This window comes from Brachybacterium paraconglomeratum (assembly GCF_039541415.1).
Classification (GTDB): domain Bacteria; phylum Actinomycetota; class Actinomycetes; order Actinomycetales; family Dermabacteraceae; genus Brachybacterium; species Brachybacterium paraconglomeratum_A.
The window spans coordinates 182,527-198,481 of sequence record NZ_BAABGE010000009.1; the positions used below are offsets into that span (position 1 = coordinate 182,527).

Sequence of the window (15,955 nt, forward strand, 5' to 3'; positions counted from 1 at the left end):
GGTGGGGAGAGGCGGGGCTACTTGACGGCGCCGGCGGTGAGCCCGGCGACGAAGTTCTTCTGCATCATCAGGAAGCCCACGACCACCGGGATCGACACCGCGAGCGAGGCGGCGAGAACCTGGTTCCAGTAGACGTTGGTCTGCGTGGCGTACTGCCGTAGGCCCACGGCCAGGGTGCGGGTGTCCTCCGTGGTCAGCACGGAGGCGAACAGCACTTCTCCCCAGGCGGTCATGAAGGCGTAGATCGCCACGGCCACGATGCCCGGGCGGGCGGCGGGCAGGATGATGCGCAGCAGGATGGTGAGGTTGCCGGCGCCGTCCACCTTGCCGGCCTGGTCCAGCTCCCGCGGGATGCCGTCGAAGTAGCCCACCAGCATCCAGATCGCGAACGGCAGCGAGAACGTCAGGTAGGTGATGATCAGCCCGATGCGGGTGCCCACCAGCGGGATCCCGAAGGTCGCATCGATGTTCACGAAGATCAGGTACAGCGGCAGCAGGAACAGCACACCGGGGAACATCTGGGTGGACAGCACCGTGGTCATGAACGGGCCCCGGCCGCGGAACCGCCAGCGGGAGACGGCGTAGGCGGCGAGGGTCGCCACGACCACGCTGAACGCGGTGGCGACCGTCGTGACGATCAGCGAGTTCATGAAGTAGCGGGCCAGCGGCACCGTCGACCACATCTCGACGAACGGTGCGAAGGTGATGGTGGAGGGGATCCAGGAGAACCCGGACTGCACATCGCCTAAAGGCTTCATCGAGGTGGTGACCATGACCCACAGCGGCACCGCGACGAACACGGTCAGCCCGATCAGCACGATGATCCGGAAGATCTTCTCTCCGACGGTCTCACGCATTGCGCTTCTCCTTCTTCCACTGGGTGAAGTAGAGGTACACCAGCGACACCGCCAGCAGGAACAGCAGCAGCAGCACGCTCATCGCGCTGCCCACGCCGAAGTCCCAGGACAGGAACGAGGCGTTGTAGATGTGGAAGCTGATGAGGTCACCGGCCGGAGGCTGCGCGGTGCCGAACAGCACATAGGGGGTGTTGAAGTCGTTGAACACCCACAGGAACATCACCAGCAGCAGGGTCTGGTTGACCGGGCCCAGCATCGGCAGAGTCACCGAGCGCCACTGCCGCAGCGGGCTCGCGCCGTCCATCGCGGAGGCCTCGTACAGCTCGCCGGGGACCGACTGCAGACCGGCCATGAACATGAGGAACGCGAAGGGCCACATGCGCCAGATCGCGACCACCACGACGGAGATGAAGGCGTTGTCGCCGATCAGCCAGAACGGGGCCTGGTCCATCAGGCCCAGCTGGTCCACCAGCAGATGGTTCACCGCGCCGGTGTCCCGCTGGAGCATGAAGTTCCAGGTGATCACCGCGGCGTAGAGCGGCAGGGCGTAGGGGATCAGGAACAAGGTGCGGAAGACGCCGCGGCCACGGAAGGGACGCTGCAGGGCCACGGCTGCGGCCATCCCCAGTCCCCAGCTGATGCCCACCACCAGCGCCGTGAAGGCGAGGGTGACCAGGAAGGAGTTCAGCAGCTCCTGACCGACGGGGGTGTTCAGATCCACCGCGATCTGGTAGTTCTCCAGCCCGGCGAACGGGGCCTCGGTCCAGCGGCGGATGAAGAACTTGGTCAGCTCGATGAAGCTCATCCAGAACCCGGTGGCCATCGGAACGATGTGGATCAGCAGCTCGAGCAGCATCGCGGGCGCGATGATCAGGTACGGGAACAGGTGATGGCGGGGGCGTCGGGGGCTGGGCCGGTCGGGACGCTCCGGCGGCGCCTTGGTGCCCTTCGGGGCGATCAGGCTGGTCATGGGACTCTCTTCGTCGGGGTGGCGGGCGCGCGGCGGCCGACGGGGGAGCGTGCCCCCGTCGGCCCCTCGGAGCCTCAGATGCGGATCGAGTCCTGCGCGGTCTGCATGGCGGTGACGACGTCCTCGCGGCTCACGGAGCCGCCGGTGGCGATGGTGGCGAACATGTTGTTCATCGCCTGGCCCACGGAGGTCTCGAACTGGTCCTCCCACGGCACCAGCGGCAGCGGCTCGGCGCGCTCGCCGTAGATCTCCATGAACATGGCGGCCTGCTCGGTGTCCTCGGTGAAGGTGGGCTCACCGTCCGCCAGCACGGGCAGGGAGGCGAAGGGCTTGCCCAGCTCGGCCTGCGTCGCCGTGGAGGTCATGAAGTTCAGGAACTTCAGGGCGCCCTCCTTGTTGGCGGTGTCCTGCATGATCGCGAGGTTGATGCCGGCCAGGTGCGAGGCGCAGTCGCTGGGGGCATCGGCCGGGGCGGGGAAGGGGACCGCCGCGAACTGCTCCGGGGCCATCCCGTTGGATTCGATGGTCGCGTTGGCATTGTTCTGGTTGATGATCATCGCGGCCTCGAGATTGGCGAAGGCGGTGACGGACATCGTGCCGTTGTCGAACTGGGCGTTGGAGGGGTTGACGACCTTGTGCTCCTGCATCAGATCCAGGTAGCGCATGATGCCGTCGACCACGCCGTCCTCGGTGAAGGAGGGCTTGCCGTCCGCGGTGTTCAGGGCGGCGCCGTTCTGGGTGGCGTTGATGAACGCGAAGTGGTTGTTCTCCGTGTACGAGCCCGCGGCGAGGGACATGCCGTACACGCCGTTGGCCTCATCGGTCAGGGCCTTGGCGGCCTCGACCATCTCCTCCCAGGTGGTGGGCGGCTCGATGCCGGCATCCTCGAACATCTTCACGTTGTAGTACATGCCGTAGGCGAGGCCGTAGAGCGGGATCGAGGTGGGGTCGGTGTCGACCGCACCGCCGGTGGCGAGCGCGGCCGGGACGTAGCGGTCGCGGCCGCCGAGCGCCTCGAACTCGGCATCACCCAGCTCGAGCAGACCGCCGGTGGCTTGGAGGCTGACTCCCCAGGTGTTGCCGATGTTCAGCACGTCGGGACCCTGGCCGGACGTGATCGCAGTCTGGATGCGGGTCTGGAGGTCCGCCCAGCCGATCACCTCGAGGGACACCTCGATGCCGGTCTCCTCGGTGAACTTCTCCAGGACGGGGGTGAGCACCTCCTTGTCGTTCTCGAGGCTGGTGCCCTGGTTGGAGGCCCAGTAGGTGAGCTTGTCCGGGCTGTCGTTCGAGCCGCCCGAGCCGGAGCCGGAGCCGCAGGCGGCGAGGCCCGCGGCGGTCACGGCGGCGAGCGGGGCTGCGGACAGAAGTGTGCGTCGTCGCATCGGAGTTCTCCTTGGTGCACCGTCGGCTGTGACGGGTCGGGTCGGGTCGGGTGGGGTGGGGTCGCGGATGGCGGTGTCATCGGTGACGGTGGCGCCGAATCGATTCATTACTTAATCGATTCGGCAAGTATGTGCACGAGATGCCGGGGGTGTCAACGGGTGCGAGGCCTGTCGGCCGCGGGCTCAGCCGCCGGTGGAAGCGCGGGGGTTGAGCGTCGCCTCGGCGACCTGCAGCACCGTCCCGACGTCGCTGTGAGCTTCGTTCCGGCGCCCTTCGATCCGGCGCACCAGCAGGTCACCGACGCTGTGCCCCATCTCGAAGGGGCGACGCGACAGGGCCGTGATCGCGGGGGAGATGACCTCGACGATCAGCGAGTCGTCCCAGCTGATCACACCCAGCTGGCGCGGCACGTCGATCCCGGCCTCCTGCGCGCTCCGCAGCGCACCGATCGCCAGCAGATCGCTCGAGGCGATGATGGCCGGTCGGGAGCTCACCGAGCAGTCCACCTGTGCGAAGGCCGAGCGCCCGCCCTCGATCGAGTAGCGGCCGGCGGCCCAGGTGTGCGGGAGCCCGTGCTCGAGGCACAGCTCCTGGATGAGGGCGCGGCGACGCATCTCGTGGGCGTACTCCGCCGGGCCGGAGAGCTGGATGCAGCCGTCGTAGCCGCGCTCGAGGAGGTGGGCGATGACGGTGCGGGCGTCGGCGGCCTCGGCGGATTCCACCTTCACGAAGTCTTCGGGGCCCTGATAGTGGCCCAGCAGGCCGAACTCGAGGTTCAGTGACTCCAGCAGGGCCGGGCGGGCATCGTCCTGGGCGAGGTCCAGCAGCACCACGCCGTCCACCCGGCGCTGGCGAGCCCAGGTGCGGAACACCTCCGCCTCCTGGTCACCGCCGCCCGGCACGAAACGGACCATCAGCTCATAGCCATGGGCGGAGATCGCAGATTCGATGCCCGCGGTGACCGAGGCGTAGAACGGCTCGCGGGAGACCTCTTTCGCGTCCCGGATCAGCACCAGTCCGATGTTTCCACTGCGACCGCGGCGGAGTGCCTGGGCGCCGGAGTGCGGGGTCCAGCCGACGGCGCGGGCGTGCTCGAGGACCCGCTCGCGCAGCGCCGCGCTGACCCCCGCCTTGCCGTTGAGCGCGTAGCTCACCGTGGCGGCAGAGATGCCGAGGTCACCGGCGATGGTGGCGACGGTCGGACGAGTGGACTTCCGCGACATAGAGGTGCTTCCAGATCTGCCGGCGTGAGGGCCGGGCCGGAGGGGGATCACCAGCGCGGAGGGTGCCACAGGCGGCAGGGTCGCTGGATCCGCACATGATAGATCCCAGGTCTGCACGGCCGGTGCGGGCGGCAGGAGACGAGCTCCGGCGGCGCCCCTGTTGCCGACTGCCGATCGCCGGATGCCGGTCACGACTGATGGCTCAGGTGCGCAGGTGCGAGGCGCCGTTGAGGTCGAGGATCGTGCCGGACGCCCACTGCGCAGCGGGGGAGGTGAGGTAGAGGATCGCGGCGGCGACCTCCTCGGCCGTCCCGACTCGTCCGAAGGGGCTCTGGGCCCTCAGAGCGTCCCCGTCGTTGCCGTCGAGCTTCTTGCGCTGGCGCTCGGTACCGATGAATCCCGGGGCGACGGAGGCGACGGCGATGCCGTGCGGGGCGAGGGCGAGGGCCAGGGACTGGCCCAGGGCATGCAGGCCGGCCTTCGCGGCGGCGTAGGCGGGGGCGCCGGGCTCCCCGCGGAAGGCGCCGCGGGAGCCGACGTTCACGATCACTCCGGGTGCCTCGCGGGAGATCAGTGAGCGGGCGACCAGATAGGACAGGTTCGCGGGCGCGGTGAGATCGACGTCGAGCATCCGGGTGAAGCGCTGCTGCCAGGTGGCGTAGTCGACGTCGGCCACCGCATGGTCGGTGCGCTCGCCGGGGGCGATGCCCGCGTTGTTGACCAGGATGTCGATCTGTCCCAGCCCGTCCTGCGCCTCTTGGACCACCCGCTGCGCGCTCGCCGGATCGGAGAGATCCCCGCCCACCAGCACATGGCCCGTTCCGTGGAGCAGCGCGAGGGTCTCCTCCGCGGCCTCCCGGTTCGTGCCGTAGTGCACTGCCACTCGCTCCCCCCGCTCGCTCAGGGCGATCGCGGTGGCGCGGCCGATCCCGCGGGAGGCTCCTGTGACCAGTGCGCATCTCATCGTGTGGCTCCTGTCCTGGCGGCGGCGCCCTGCAGAGGCGGGGCACGGTGCCATCATCGTGCATCGTCGCGGCAATCGGGTCCCGGTCAGCGGGTGAGCGCGATCCAGATCAGCAGCTGGGTGAGCAGGAATCCGGTGAGGAGGTTCAACCACAGGAACCGGCGCCAGCCCCGATTGGCCAGCACTGCGTGCTCGTCCGGCAGCGAGCGGAAGGGCCAGGTGCTGAGGAGATAGGGGAGCACGAGCAGCCCCGCGAGCATGGCCGGCCAGCCGGCCAGCAGCATCACCAGGCCCGCGGCGGCATACAGCACGATCGAGAGCCGTACCGTCGCCGCCGCCCCGATCACGGTCGCGATCGAGCCGATGCCCGCGGCCCGATCGGGCTGGACGTCCTGGACCGCGCCGAAGGCGTGGGAGGCCATGCCCCACAGGAAGAAGGCTGCGAGGCTCGCCGCCGCGGACACTCCCACCGGTGCCCCGGTCAGGGCCAGTCCGAACGCTGCGGGACCCATGAAATGGGTGGAGGAGGTGATCGAGTCCAGCACCGGCCGCTCCTTCAGCCGCAGCCCGGGCGCGGAATAGCCGACCACTGCCGCCAGCACGATCACCAGCACCACCGCAGACGCCAGCCCGCCCCACAACAGCAGCGCCACCACGAACGGCAGCGCGAGCAGCCCCGCTGACCACAGCGTCACCGCATGCCAGCGGCGGTCGAGGACGATGCCCTCGACCCCGCCCTTGCGGGGGTTGCGCAGGTCCGACTCGTGGTCGAACACATCGTTCACGCCGTACATCAGCAGGTTGTAGGGCACCAGGAAGAAGAGCGTGCCGACCACCAGGGCGAGATCCACACCGCCGCCGGCCAGGAGGTACGCGGCCGCGAAGGGGTAGGCGGTGTTGATCCAGCTCAGGGGGCGGGAGGAGGCCAGCAGCTGGCGCGCTGCGGCGGGCACGGAGGCCGCGGCGCTCATCGTTCACGCTCCGGGGTCAGCAGCAGCCAGAGCGAGGGCAGCAGCAGCCCGGCCGCGAGGGGCCAGGCGAGGTCCTCCACCGGGGCCAGCCCTATCCGCGGGCCCAGCAGCAGCGACTCCTCGAAGCGGAACAGATCGACCGCGATCATCAGCGAATCGAACAGCACGGTCATCACCAGGAGTACAGCGATGGTCCCGCCCGTGAGCAGCCACCAGCGGCGGCCGGGACGGCGGAGCACCACCGCCAGGGCGGTGGCCAGCACGGGGCCGATCAGGAAAAGGCCGGCGAGGGCTGCGTAGCTCATCGCTCCTCCTCGAGGGTCGGGGCAGACGGGGCCTGCGGGGCTGGCGGGGCCGAAAGGGCCGTGCGCCGGGCAGGGTGGCTGAGGCGGCGGTCCAGCCTCGCCAGGAGCCCCCACATCACCAGGGTGAAATAGCACAGGAAGGTGATGAACACGAGCTCCTCGAGCGGCAGTTCGGGGGCGAGCATGATCCCGGTCATCAGCGCGCTCTGCCCCATCCCGTAGTGCCCGGCCGCGATCGCGGCGAGGTCCCACAGCAGGAAGTATCCGATGCCCAGGGCGAGCACCAGGAGGGTGCGGCGCGGCGCGCGCCAGAGGGCCAGCCCGAAGCGTCGGTCCAGCAGCCCCATGCAGAGCGTCGGGACCAGCAGGCCGATCAGGTACACCGATGAGGTCATGCGATGACTTCCTCGGCGGACTCGGACTCGGACTCGGACTCGGACTCGGACTCGGACTCGGACTCGGATTTGGGCTCGGGCTCGGGCTCGGGCTCGGGCAGCGGGGAGGCGGAGCGGTCGCCGCGCAGTCGCTTGGCGACCAGCTCCGCGCTGATCAGGCACATCGGCAGGCCGATGCCCGGGATCGTGCTGGAGCCGGCGTAGAGCAGCGAGTCGACCTTCTTCGAGGCGTTGCCGGCGCGGAAGAAGGCGCTCTGGCGCAGCGTGTGAGCGGGGCCGAGCATGCTGCCTTGCCAGGCGCCGAGATCCTCGGAGAATTCGGCGGGGCCCACGGTGCGGCGCACCACGATCCGGGAGGCCAGATCCGGGATCCCGGCCTGCTCGGCGAGCATCGTGATGGCCTCGTCGGCCACTCGCTCCACCGCCGCGCTGCCGGCGCCGTCCAGCCCGCCGCGGCCGAGCCCGGGATCAGCGGGAACGGGCACCAGTACGAAGAGGTTCTCGTGCCCGGCAGGGGCGACCGACGGATCAGTGGCCGAGGGGCGGCACACGTAGGTCGAGGCGGGGGAGGGCACACGCCCCTCGCGCAGGGCGCTGAAGTTCTCATGCCAGTCGCGGGTGAACAGCAGGGTGTGGTGCGCCAGCTGCGGCAGTTCGCCCTCCACCCCGAGCATCACCAGCACTGCCCCGGGCCCGGGGGTGCGGCGCCGCCACCAGGAGTCGGGGAAGGTCTGCAGGTCCCGCGGCAGCAGGGTGGTCTCCACCCGGTGCAGGTCGGCGGTGGCGACGACCACGTCGGCGGGCAGCGTGCGGGTTCTCCCGTCGGGCCCCTGCACCTGGACGCCGCTCGCCCGCGGCCGGCGCCGACCGCCGGGCCGCGCAGCATCAGCGGTGGTGAGGATGCGGGTGGCGCGGGTCGAGGTGTGCATCTGCACGCCTTCACGTGCAGCGAGGTCGGTGATCGCGCCGATCAGATGGGTGAACCCGCCTTGCGGGTACTTGACCCCGCCGGTGAGGTCCAGGGCGCTCATCAGGTGGTACATGCTCGGGGTGCGGTCCGGGGAGGAGCCCAGGAACACCGCCGGGTAGCCGAGCACCTGCCGCAGCTGCGGGTCTCGGAACCTGCGCGCGACAAAGCGCTCGAGCGGCTCGGTGAGCAGCTGCAGCAGACGCGGTGCCTGCAGCGCGACCCGCGCGGAGAGGAAGGGTCGCAGCGAGGTGAACGAGGTGTAGAGGAAGCGTTCGAGGGCCACGTCGTAGGTGCGGGCGGCCGAGTCGAGATGCTTCGCGAGCTGCAGGCCCGCGCCCGGTTCGATCTCCTCGAAGGCATCGGCGTTGCGCGCGGCGGAGGCGCGGATGTCCAGCGGATCCCCATGCCCCTCGAAGAACACCCGGTAGCCGGGATCCAGCCCCTGCAGGTCGAGCTGCTCGGCGGCGGAGGTCCCCAGCAGGCGGAAGAAGTGGTCGAAGACCTCGGGCATCAGATACCAGGAGGGGCCGGTGTCGAAGCGGAATCCGTCCCGCTCCCAGCTGCCGGCGCGGCCGCCGAGCTGCTCACGAGCTTCCACCAGATCCACCGAGAAGCCATCGCGGGCGAGCAGGGCAGCGCTGGCGAGGCCGGAGATGCCGCCGCCGATCACCACGGCGGTCCGCCGCGTCCCGGACACGGCGCTCATCGGCTCACCCCGAGCAGGGTGCGGGCGAGGATCGCTGCCTTCTCGTAGTCGGCGACCCGCACCCGGGCGCGACGGATCTGCTGCGCCGGGGTGGCGCGCAGCCGGCGTGAGAGAGCGCTGTAGAAGCCGTGGGCGGCGGCCACCGCGCGACGGCTCGAGGCGGGCAGATGGGGGATGGCGGTGGCGGCATGGGCGAGGTCGGTGTCGATGTCGTCGAGCAGGCGGTCCCGCTCGGCGTCGCCGAACTGCTCGATCTCCAGGCCGGGGAAGTAGGTGCGCCCCAGCTCATCATGGTCCTCGGCGAGGTCTCGCAGGAAGTTCACCTTCTGGAAGGCGGCGCCGAGTGCGCTCGCCGCCGGGGCGAGCCGTGCGTAGGCGGCCTCGTCCCCGCCCAGGAACACCCGCAGGCACATCAGCCCCACCACTTCGGCGGAGCCGTGCACGTATTCCGCGAGGCTCGCCTCGTCGTGCGTGGAGACCGCGAGATCCGCGCGCATGGACGCGAAGAAGGGGTCGAGGAGGTCGGGGCCGATGCCGCAGCGCCGGGCCGTGAGGGCGAAGGCCTGCACCACGAGGTTGGTGGAGCGGGCGCCGGCCACCGCGCGTGCGGTCTCGGCGGCGAGGTCCTCCAGCAGCTGGGACCGCTCCGCGACCGAGAAGGAGGGGTCCGGGTCGTCGACCGTCTCATCGGCGATGCGGACCAGCGCGTAGATGCTGCGCACGTGGGTGCGCACCGGCTCGTCCAGCAGCCGGGTCGCCCAGCCGAAGGAGGTGGAGTACCCGGCGATCACGCAGCCGGCGCTGCGCTGGGCGACCAGGTCGTAGCGGCTGGTCGGCATCTCCACCGTGGTGTGCCGGCTCATCGCTCGCTCCGACCGGCGAGTGCGGACGCTCCGCGCTGCGGGCGCAGCCACTGCGCGGCGGCCGCGAGGGCGATCACGGTCGCGACCGCCGCGGCGGCGATCGCCACGCCCGGGGCATGGGGCTCGTCCGTCGCCCGCCCGACGGCGATCCACGCCAGGCCCCAGATCATCGCCAGCGGTGCCGCGACCGGCCGCCGGCCGGCGAGAGTGAGCCCCACCCCGATCACGGCGACGACCGCGAGCACCGCGACGGCCAGCAGCGAGGGGACGCCGAACCCCAGGAATCCGGCGCCCTTGAGCGCTGCAGCGATGTTCGCACAGGTCGCCACGCTCACCCAGCCGAGGTACAGGCCGAAGGTGCCGTCCACGACGATCCGCTCCGGCAGTCCGCCCGGCGGCGTGGCCGCGATCCGACGGAAGAGGTCGGCGAGGACCACCAGCAGCAGCGCGATGACGACCACGCTGAGCGCCACCCAGCCGGCCTGGATGGTGAGGATCCATGCCGCGTTCAGCAGCAGCGAGAGGATCGCGCCGGGAGCGATGCCGCGCGCATCGCGCCGGTCCCACCACTGCCACAGGGTGTAGGCGCCCAGGCCCACGTAGATCACGGACCAGATCATGAAGGCGGAGCCGGCAGGCGCAAGATGGGTGGAGTCCGCGGCGAGCAGACCGCCCGCGGCCTCGGCGATCGGATCGCCCCCGAAGGCGCCGACGCCGATCGCGGTGCCGACCATCGCCAGCAGGAAGCTGACGGTCACGGCGAGCTGACGGGCGAGCGGACGCGGGGGGCGGGTCATGCTGTCTCCTCGGTGTCGGTGTCGGTGTCGGTATTCACGGCGCGGCGGCTATCAGGCGGCGCGGCCTCTGCGGCGCGGGCGATATTTCGCTGCATGCCGCCGAACACGATCCCGTGGAAGGGCCAGACGGCCCACCAGTACAGGTCGCCGAGCAGTCCGTGCGGATGGTAGATCGCGCGCTGGTGGAGGATCGAGCCGCCGTCGTCGGCCTCCTGGACGCCGAGCTCGAGCCACGCCTGTCCCGGCACTCTCATCTCGGCGCGCAGGCGCAGCAGGCGGCCCCGTTCGAGGCGTTCGACCCGCCACCAGTCCAGGGCGTCGCCGACGGCCAGCTTGTCGGGGTGGCGGCGACCGCGGCGCAGGCCGGGACCGCCCACGAGGCGGTCCATCAGCCCGCGCGAGATCCACCCCAGGCGCCAGGAGTACCAGCCCCGTCGGCCGCCGATACCCTCGAGCACTGCCCACAGGGCCTCTGGGGAGGCGTCGACGGGGCGCTGCCGCTCGTCCCCTCGCACGATGCCGCCGGACCATTCGGGGTCCTCGGGCAGCGGGGAGGACGGAGCGCCGGCGGGTGTGGCGGAGTGCCAGGCGGTGGCGACGTCGAGCTCCCGGACGCGAGCCAGGGCCAGCTCGATCGCACGATCCACACTGGTCAGGCCGCCCTCGGGGGCGGGGATCAGCGCGCGCAGATCCGTCTCGGCGGCGACCGATTCGTGGATGAGCGATTCGACCAGTGGGCGCGCGATGCCGGTGGGCACCGGCGTGACCAGGCCGATCCAGTGGCTGGCCAGCCGCGGGGTCAGCACCGGCACAGTGAGGATCCGCCGCTGCGGGAGCCCGGCCGCTCGGGCGTAGGCCTGGAGCAGCTCGGCGAACGTCAGCACGTCGGGCCCGCCGACGTCGAAGGTGCGTTTCGGTGCGCCGTCGAGCAGGGCCGCGCCGACGAGATAGTGGAGCACGTCGCGCACAGCGATGGGCTGGATCCGATTGCGCAGCCACTGCGGGGCGATCATCACCGGCAGGCGCTCTGCGAGGTGGCGCATGATCTCGAAAGAGGCGCTGCCGGAGCCGAGGATCACCGCCGCTCGCAGCACCACGGCCGGGACCGTTCCGGCGAGCAGGATGTCCCCGACCTCCTTGCGGGAGGCCATGTGCGCAGAGAGCTCCTCGCCCTCGGGGTGGATGCCGCCGAGGTAGACGATGCGCCCCACGCCGGCCCGTGCGGAGGCGTCGGCGAAGGAACGAGCGCCCTGCCGGTCGCGGTCGGCGAAGCTGCGCCCGCCGCCCATCGCGTGGATCAGGTAGTAGGCGACGTCGACTCCGTCGAGCGCGGCCTCCAGGCTCGCCGGGTCCTGGACGTCGGCCTCCACCACCTCGACCCGGTCCCGCCAGGGGCGGTCCTGGAGTCGGTCGGCGTGGCGCGCCATCGCGCGCACGCGAAATCCGGCGTCGAGCAGTGCGGGGACCAGGCGGCCGCCGATGTACCCGCTGGCACCCGTGACCAGGACCAGCGGGGCAGCATGTGGAGCGGGGGTGCTCATGCGGGAAGCTCCTCTTCTGCCCGTCTGCGGGGAGCGGGCGATGGCGGTGCGTGCTGAGGGGCGGACGCGGGAAGCGTGAGATCCGCGGCGCGGAGGATCTCCGCGGTCGCGAGGTCGAGGGAGGTGACGAGGCCGGGCGGCAGGTCGTGACGCGCGGCCGCTTCTGCGGCGCTGCTCACGTGCCACCGGGCGAGATCTTCGACCCAGGCGCGGGAGCCGCCGGCGGTCAGCAGGGACCGGGCGCGCCGGGCCTCGTCCTCGCCGAGGTCCTCGCGCCCCAGCAGCGGCTGCAGCGCGGGCCAGACCTCCGTGGTCGAGGCGTGGGCGATCAAGGCGGTGCGCTTGCCCTCGCGCAGGTCACCGAGCGCGCTCTTGCCGGTGCGCCGTTCGTCGCCGAACATGCCCAGCAGGTCGTCGAACAGCTGGAAGCCGATGCCGAGCAGGCTCCCGATCTCGTCGAGGGCGCTGAGCACCTCGGGGGAGGCATCGGCCAGGATCGCGCCGGCGCGCAGCGGCAGCTGGAAGGAGTACAGGGCGGTCTTCAGCTCGGCCACCGCGAGCGCCTCGCGGAGCACCACGGGACCATCTGCCGGGCCCAGCTGGAGGCGCACGTCGGCGAGCTCACCGGCGGCCGTGGCGTGCAGGGTGCTCTCGAAGAGGTCGAGCAGGCGCTCGACCACGGGAGCAGGGGCCTCGCACCTGACGATGGCGCGCAGTGCCGCCACCAGCCCCAGATCGCCCGCGAGGATGCCGGCCGCCTCCCCGAGCCGCTGCGCCTCGCTCGCACCGGCTCCCCGGTGTCGGGCGTCGGCCGCGATCCCGCCCGGAAGGCTGGGTGCCCCGCGGCGCACCTGGTCGCCATCGATCACGTCGTCCTGGACCACGAAGGCGGTATGCATCAGCTCGAGGGCGGCGGCGGCTTGGACCGCAGCAGGCCCGCGGGATCCGCCGAGCGCCTCGTGGGTGGCGAGCAGCAGGTTCGGCCGAAATCGCTTGCCGCCGCCTGTGGCGCGGGAGAAGGCTGCCCACAGGTCATCGTGGTCGGGCAGCGGCAGAGTGCCGGGCCTGGTCGCTCCGAGGCGCAGCTGACGCTGGATCTCCTGCTCGACGGCCCGGTGGTGCACCGTGCTCATGAGGTGCTCGCGGGGATGCGCTCCAGGACCTCGCGCAGCTGCGGGACCTGCGAGGTCGTCCAGGGACTGAGTGTCCAGGGGGCCAGCTCCACGAGGGCGGCGAGCTCCGCAGGAGAGACCCAACGCAGATCCATCACCTCCTCATGATGGGGTACCGGCTCGCTCGCGGCAACGGCGACGAAGACCGGGCAGATCTCGTTCTCGACGACTCCTGAGGCGTCCACGGCCCGGTAGCGGAAGCCCGGCAGCGCTTCCTCGGGGTCATTCACCTCCATGCCCAGTTCGTGCTCGGCATGTCGGGTGATCGCGTCCGAGAACGATTCGCCCTGACGGGGGTGGCCGCAGAAGGAGTTCGTCCACACTCCTGGCCAGGTGCGCTTGGTCAGGGCGCGACGGGTGAGCAGCACCTGCCCGTCCGAGTCCACGACGTAGCAGGAGAACGCCAGGTGGAGGGGCGTGTCAGTGGTGTGGACCGTGGCGCGGGGAGCCAGCCCGCGAGGAGTTCCGTCGTCGTCCATGAGGATCACGTGGTCCTCGGGGGTCACCTGATCCCCCGCGGCGTCGGCGGTACGGGTGCTCTGTCGGGAGGTCATGGACCCTCCTTTATCTAGTTAGCTGGGCTATGTACTTGGACTGTAGCATCCACCCATGACCGACACGCCAGAAGATCCTGAAGAGGAGCGGACGAGCCACTATTGGTACGACGGGGAGGACTCCGCCGTCACCCTTCTGAGCGCCCTTCGCAGCTTCCGCGTTGCCGATCAGGAGCTGCGCCGCCGGATGAGCGAGGGCATGGACATGAACACCACCGATCTCGCAGCGCTGCGATTCGTCATCGCCCAGGAGCTCTCGGCGGATCCGGCCACGCCCCTGCGGCTGGCCCAGAACCTGCGCATCTCCGGCGCCTCGACCTCCAAGCTGCTCGACCGGCTGACCGCCTCGGGACACCTGCTCCGAGTGCGGCACCCTCAGGACGGTCGCTCGTGGATCGTGACCGCCACGGACCATGCCCACCAGCAGGTGCGGGAGCGGCTGGGCCACATGCACGAGCGGATGTTCGAGATCGCCCAGCAGGTCCCGGCGCCGGCGAGGGCGGCCGCCATCGGGTTCCTGCTCGCGATGGCAGCGCAGCTCGACAGCGAGGCGACCCCACCGGAGCTGACGCCGCCCGAAGGCTGAGGGCGCGCGCTCTGCTGCGGCGCCGAGGCTGAGCGGGGCGCGGGTGGGATACTGGGGGGCCGACGAGAGCGCCTCGTCGCGAGGTCCACCCCGCGCTCCGACACCGATGCGATGCCGGCTCCTCGCAACGACGACGTCCTGGGAGCATCCGATGTCCACGATCAGCTGGACCGAGAACGGCACACCGCACACCGCACGCTGGCACTCTGAGAACGGCGCCCCGCCCCCGGACCGCCTCGAGATCGTCGACGACACCCTCACTGCGAATGCCGCCCTGCGCAAGATCCGCACCGGGGCCGGGCTGCTGTGGCGCGGCGACTACCACAACGCCCGCCAGCTGCTCACGGCCATCGGACGCCGCGCCGATCGCCGCACGCTGCCCAAGCACCTCGACATCACCCAGCTGTTCCACGCGCACCGGACGGAGCGGGCCGAGCGCGCCAGACTGCTGGGTGGCGTCGTGGTGCTGCTCGAGCCGGGGCACCAGCTCGCCCTGCGCCGAGCCCCGGACGTCGCTGTGGCCTGCCAGGAGGCCTACGGCGAGCAGACAGAGCCGATGCTCATCTCGCTCTCAGAGCTGCTCGGCGTGCTCAGCGCCCGCCAGTGGCAGGAGAAGGGTGTCCCGATCTCGGCGCTCGAAGCGCATATCCACCCGCGGCACAGCGTGTTCTCCCCGGTGCGCTCGGAGTACGTGGACCTCGTGGCACAGGCCCCTATGCCGGAGATCGACGGGGGAGCGGAGGTCTTCGATCTCGGCACCGGAACTGGAGTGCTGGCTGCCGTGCTCGCCCGGCGCGGCGCCGCCAAGGTGATCGCCACCGACATCAACCCCCGCGCGGTCGACAGCGCCCGGGAGAACATGCAGCACCTGGGCCTCGCAGACCGGGTGGAGGTGCGAGAAGCGAACCTCTTCCCGCCCGGGAGGGCGGATCTGGTGGTCTGCAATCCGCCCTGGCTGCCTGGAACGGCGACCTCGGTGCTCGAGCTGGGGATCTACGACGAGGACTCGACCATGCTCCGAGGCTTCCTCCACGGGCTCCCCGGTCATCTGCGCCCGCACGGGGAGGGGTGGCTGATCCTCTCCGACCTCGCCGAGCATCTGCAACTTCGCAGCCGCGACGAGCTGCTGCGCCTGATCGGAGCCGCCGGCCTGGAAGTCATCGGCAGGGTCTCCACCGTGCCGCGCCATCCCCGAGCGCAGGACCCCCACGACCTGCTGCACGCTGCCCGCTCCCAGGAGGTCACCACCCTCTGGCGCCTGCGCCCGGTGGCCGGCTGAAGCTGGCGCCAGGAGCCAGCCCCTGACGGGCTTCGAAACCTACTGTCGAGTAGCCAGCCCCTGACCTCGACAGATGCTCATAAAGTAGGTGTGGTCGAGGCCACTTCGGAAATGGTCGTTCTGGCTTGACGGGGGTGCGCCAGGCCCGTAATGTTCTTCCTTGTGCCCAGCAGGACGGGAACAAGGAGAGGCCAGCGTGCCCGACCGGAAATCCCGCACTGAGCAGGCACGGAAGGTCTTCCGAAAGAAGATTGCGGCGCGGATCACACCGCAGCGATTTGACTCGGAGAACTGGAAGTTGTAAGTTAGCGAAGTTGCCTCGGGACGAAGAGCCGGAAGGTTCGGAACCCGGAGTGCGCGTGTTGCTTGATATCTCAATAGCGTGTCTGTTTGTTGATGCCATTTATTTGAATGGC

Annotated in this window: 16 protein-coding genes; 2 read left to right on the plus strand and 14 right to left on the minus strand. The window is 70.5% G+C overall.

What is annotated here, in order from left to right:
* Positions 1-17 precede the first annotated feature (17 nt).
* The 14 genes from ABD893_RS14545 to idi form a co-directional block, all read right to left on the minus strand.
* On the minus strand, positions 18-857 hold the full coding sequence (locus ABD893_RS14545) for a carbohydrate ABC transporter permease (RefSeq protein ID WP_345081801.1): 840 nt from the start codon (positions 855-857) through the stop codon (positions 18-20).
* Entirely contained in the window at positions 850-1,827 is a 978-nt protein-coding gene (locus ABD893_RS14550; RefSeq protein ID WP_345081804.1) for a carbohydrate ABC transporter permease, read from the minus strand. The genes ABD893_RS14545 and ABD893_RS14550 overlap by 8 nt, the downstream gene beginning before the upstream one ends.
* Positions 1,828-1,901: 74 nt before the next feature.
* Positions 1,902-3,212 (minus strand): ABC transporter substrate-binding protein, encoded by a 1,311-nt coding sequence (locus ABD893_RS14555; RefSeq protein WP_345081807.1) that lies wholly within the window; start codon positions 3,210-3,212, stop codon positions 1,902-1,904.
* A 183-nt stretch (positions 3,213-3,395) separates the two neighbouring features.
* Positions 3,396-4,436 carry a LacI family DNA-binding transcriptional regulator gene (locus tag ABD893_RS14560; protein WP_345081810.1) on the minus strand — a complete coding sequence of 347 codons (1,041 nt, stop codon included), beginning with the start codon at positions 4,434-4,436 and terminating at the stop codon, positions 3,396-3,398.
* A 202-nt stretch (positions 4,437-4,638) separates the two neighbouring features.
* Positions 4,639-5,400, minus strand: coding sequence for an SDR family NAD(P)-dependent oxidoreductase (locus ABD893_RS14565; RefSeq protein WP_345081814.1), 762 nt, complete (start codon positions 5,398-5,400; stop codon positions 4,639-4,641).
* A gap of 86 nt (positions 5,401-5,486) precedes the next feature.
* On the minus strand, positions 5,487-6,371 hold the full coding sequence (locus ABD893_RS14570; protein WP_345081817.1) for a prenyltransferase: 885 nt from the start codon (positions 6,369-6,371) through the stop codon (positions 5,487-5,489).
* The gene (locus tag ABD893_RS14575; RefSeq protein WP_345081820.1) at positions 6,368-6,676 is read right to left on the minus strand and encodes a lycopene cyclase domain-containing protein; all 309 of its coding nucleotides are present in this window, start codon (positions 6,674-6,676) and stop codon (positions 6,368-6,370) included. Before ABD893_RS14575 ends, ABD893_RS14570 begins: the two co-directional genes overlap by 4 nt.
* Positions 6,673-7,071 carry a lycopene cyclase domain-containing protein gene (locus ABD893_RS14580; RefSeq protein WP_345081823.1) on the minus strand — a complete coding sequence of 133 codons (399 nt, stop codon included), beginning with the start codon at positions 7,069-7,071 and terminating at the stop codon, positions 6,673-6,675. The genes ABD893_RS14575 and ABD893_RS14580 overlap by 4 nt, the downstream gene beginning before the upstream one ends.
* Complete coding sequence (gene crtI / locus ABD893_RS14585; RefSeq protein ID WP_345081826.1) at positions 7,068-8,747, minus strand: phytoene desaturase family protein; 1,680 nt, start codon at positions 8,745-8,747, stop codon at positions 7,068-7,070. Before crtI ends, ABD893_RS14580 begins: the two co-directional genes overlap by 4 nt.
* Positions 8,744-9,610, minus strand: coding sequence for a phytoene/squalene synthase family protein (locus ABD893_RS14590; RefSeq protein ID WP_345081829.1), 867 nt, complete (start codon positions 9,608-9,610; stop codon positions 8,744-8,746). Before ABD893_RS14590 ends, crtI begins: the two co-directional genes overlap by 4 nt.
* Entirely contained in the window at positions 9,607-10,407 is an 801-nt protein-coding gene (locus ABD893_RS14595) for a tryptophan-rich sensory protein (RefSeq protein ID WP_345081832.1), read from the minus strand. The genes ABD893_RS14590 and ABD893_RS14595 overlap by 4 nt, the downstream gene beginning before the upstream one ends.
* Complete coding sequence (locus ABD893_RS14600; RefSeq protein ID WP_345081835.1) at positions 10,404-11,948, minus strand: SDR family oxidoreductase; 1,545 nt, start codon at positions 11,946-11,948, stop codon at positions 10,404-10,406. The genes ABD893_RS14595 and ABD893_RS14600 overlap by 4 nt, the downstream gene beginning before the upstream one ends.
* Entirely contained in the window at positions 11,945-13,081 is a 1,137-nt protein-coding gene (locus ABD893_RS14605) for a polyprenyl synthetase family protein (RefSeq protein ID WP_345081838.1), read from the minus strand. Before ABD893_RS14605 ends, ABD893_RS14600 begins: the two co-directional genes overlap by 4 nt.
* Positions 13,078-13,674 carry an isopentenyl-diphosphate Delta-isomerase gene (idi, locus tag ABD893_RS14610; RefSeq protein WP_345081841.1) on the minus strand — a complete coding sequence of 199 codons (597 nt, stop codon included), beginning with the start codon at positions 13,672-13,674 and terminating at the stop codon, positions 13,078-13,080. Before idi ends, ABD893_RS14605 begins: the two co-directional genes overlap by 4 nt.
* 55 nt (positions 13,675-13,729) lie before the next feature.
* On the opposite strand from idi, the gene ABD893_RS14615 reads away from it, so the two are divergent.
* Both ABD893_RS14615 and ABD893_RS14620 read left to right on the plus strand, forming a co-directional pair.
* Entirely contained in the window at positions 13,730-14,260 is a 531-nt protein-coding gene (locus ABD893_RS14615) for a MarR family winged helix-turn-helix transcriptional regulator (RefSeq protein ID WP_345081844.1), read from the plus strand.
* Positions 14,261-14,411: 151 nt separating this feature from the next.
* Positions 14,412-15,539: a methyltransferase gene (locus ABD893_RS14620; protein ID WP_345081847.1), complete on the plus strand. Its 1,128-nt coding sequence runs from the start codon at positions 14,412-14,414 to the stop codon at positions 15,537-15,539.
* Positions 15,540-15,955: the final 416 nt, after the last annotated feature.

Excerpts from the sequence above, each read along its gene's own strand:
- ABD893_RS14580 (WP_345081823.1), bottom strand. The coding sequence starts at position 7,071 with ATGACCTCATCGGTGTACCTGATCGGCCTGCTGGTCCCGACGCTCTGC.
- ABD893_RS14605 (WP_345081838.1), bottom strand. The coding sequence starts at position 13,081 with ATGAGCACGGTGCACCACCGGGCCGTCGAGCAGGAGATCCAGCGTCAG.
- ABD893_RS14555 (WP_345081807.1), bottom strand. The coding sequence starts at position 3,212 with ATGCGACGACGCACACTTCTGTCCGCAGCCCCGCTCGCCGCCGTGACC.
- ABD893_RS14560 (WP_345081810.1), bottom strand. The coding sequence starts at position 4,436 with ATGTCGCGGAAGTCCACTCGTCCGACCGTCGCCACCATCGCCGGTGAC.
- ABD893_RS14615 (WP_345081844.1), top strand. The coding sequence starts at position 13,730 with ATGACCGACACGCCAGAAGATCCTGAAGAGGAGCGGACGAGCCACTAT.
- ABD893_RS14545 (WP_345081801.1), bottom strand. The coding sequence starts at position 857 with ATGCGTGAGACCGTCGGAGAGAAGATCTTCCGGATCATCGTGCTGATC.
- ABD893_RS14575 (WP_345081820.1), bottom strand. The coding sequence starts at position 6,676 with ATGAGCTACGCAGCCCTCGCCGGCCTTTTCCTGATCGGCCCCGTGCTG.
- ABD893_RS14570 (WP_345081817.1), bottom strand. The coding sequence starts at position 6,371 with ATGAGCGCCGCGGCCTCCGTGCCCGCCGCAGCGCGCCAGCTGCTGGCC.
- idi (WP_345081841.1), bottom strand. The coding sequence starts at position 13,674 with ATGACCTCCCGACAGAGCACCCGTACCGCCGACGCCGCGGGGGATCAG.
- ABD893_RS14590 (WP_345081829.1), bottom strand. The coding sequence starts at position 9,610 with ATGAGCCGGCACACCACGGTGGAGATGCCGACCAGCCGCTACGACCTG.
- ABD893_RS14600 (WP_345081835.1), bottom strand. The coding sequence starts at position 11,948 with ATGAGCACCCCCGCTCCACATGCTGCCCCGCTGGTCCTGGTCACGGGT.
- ABD893_RS14620 (WP_345081847.1), top strand. The coding sequence starts at position 14,412 with ATGTCCACGATCAGCTGGACCGAGAACGGCACACCGCACACCGCACGC.
- ABD893_RS14550 (WP_345081804.1), bottom strand. The coding sequence starts at position 1,827 with ATGACCAGCCTGATCGCCCCGAAGGGCACCAAGGCGCCGCCGGAGCGT.
- ABD893_RS14595 (WP_345081832.1), bottom strand. The coding sequence starts at position 10,407 with ATGACCCGCCCCCCGCGTCCGCTCGCCCGTCAGCTCGCCGTGACCGTC.
- crtI (WP_345081826.1), bottom strand. The coding sequence starts at position 8,747 with ATGAGCGCCGTGTCCGGGACGCGGCGGACCGCCGTGGTGATCGGCGGC.
- ABD893_RS14565 (WP_345081814.1), bottom strand. The coding sequence starts at position 5,400 with ATGAGATGCGCACTGGTCACAGGAGCCTCCCGCGGGATCGGCCGCGCC.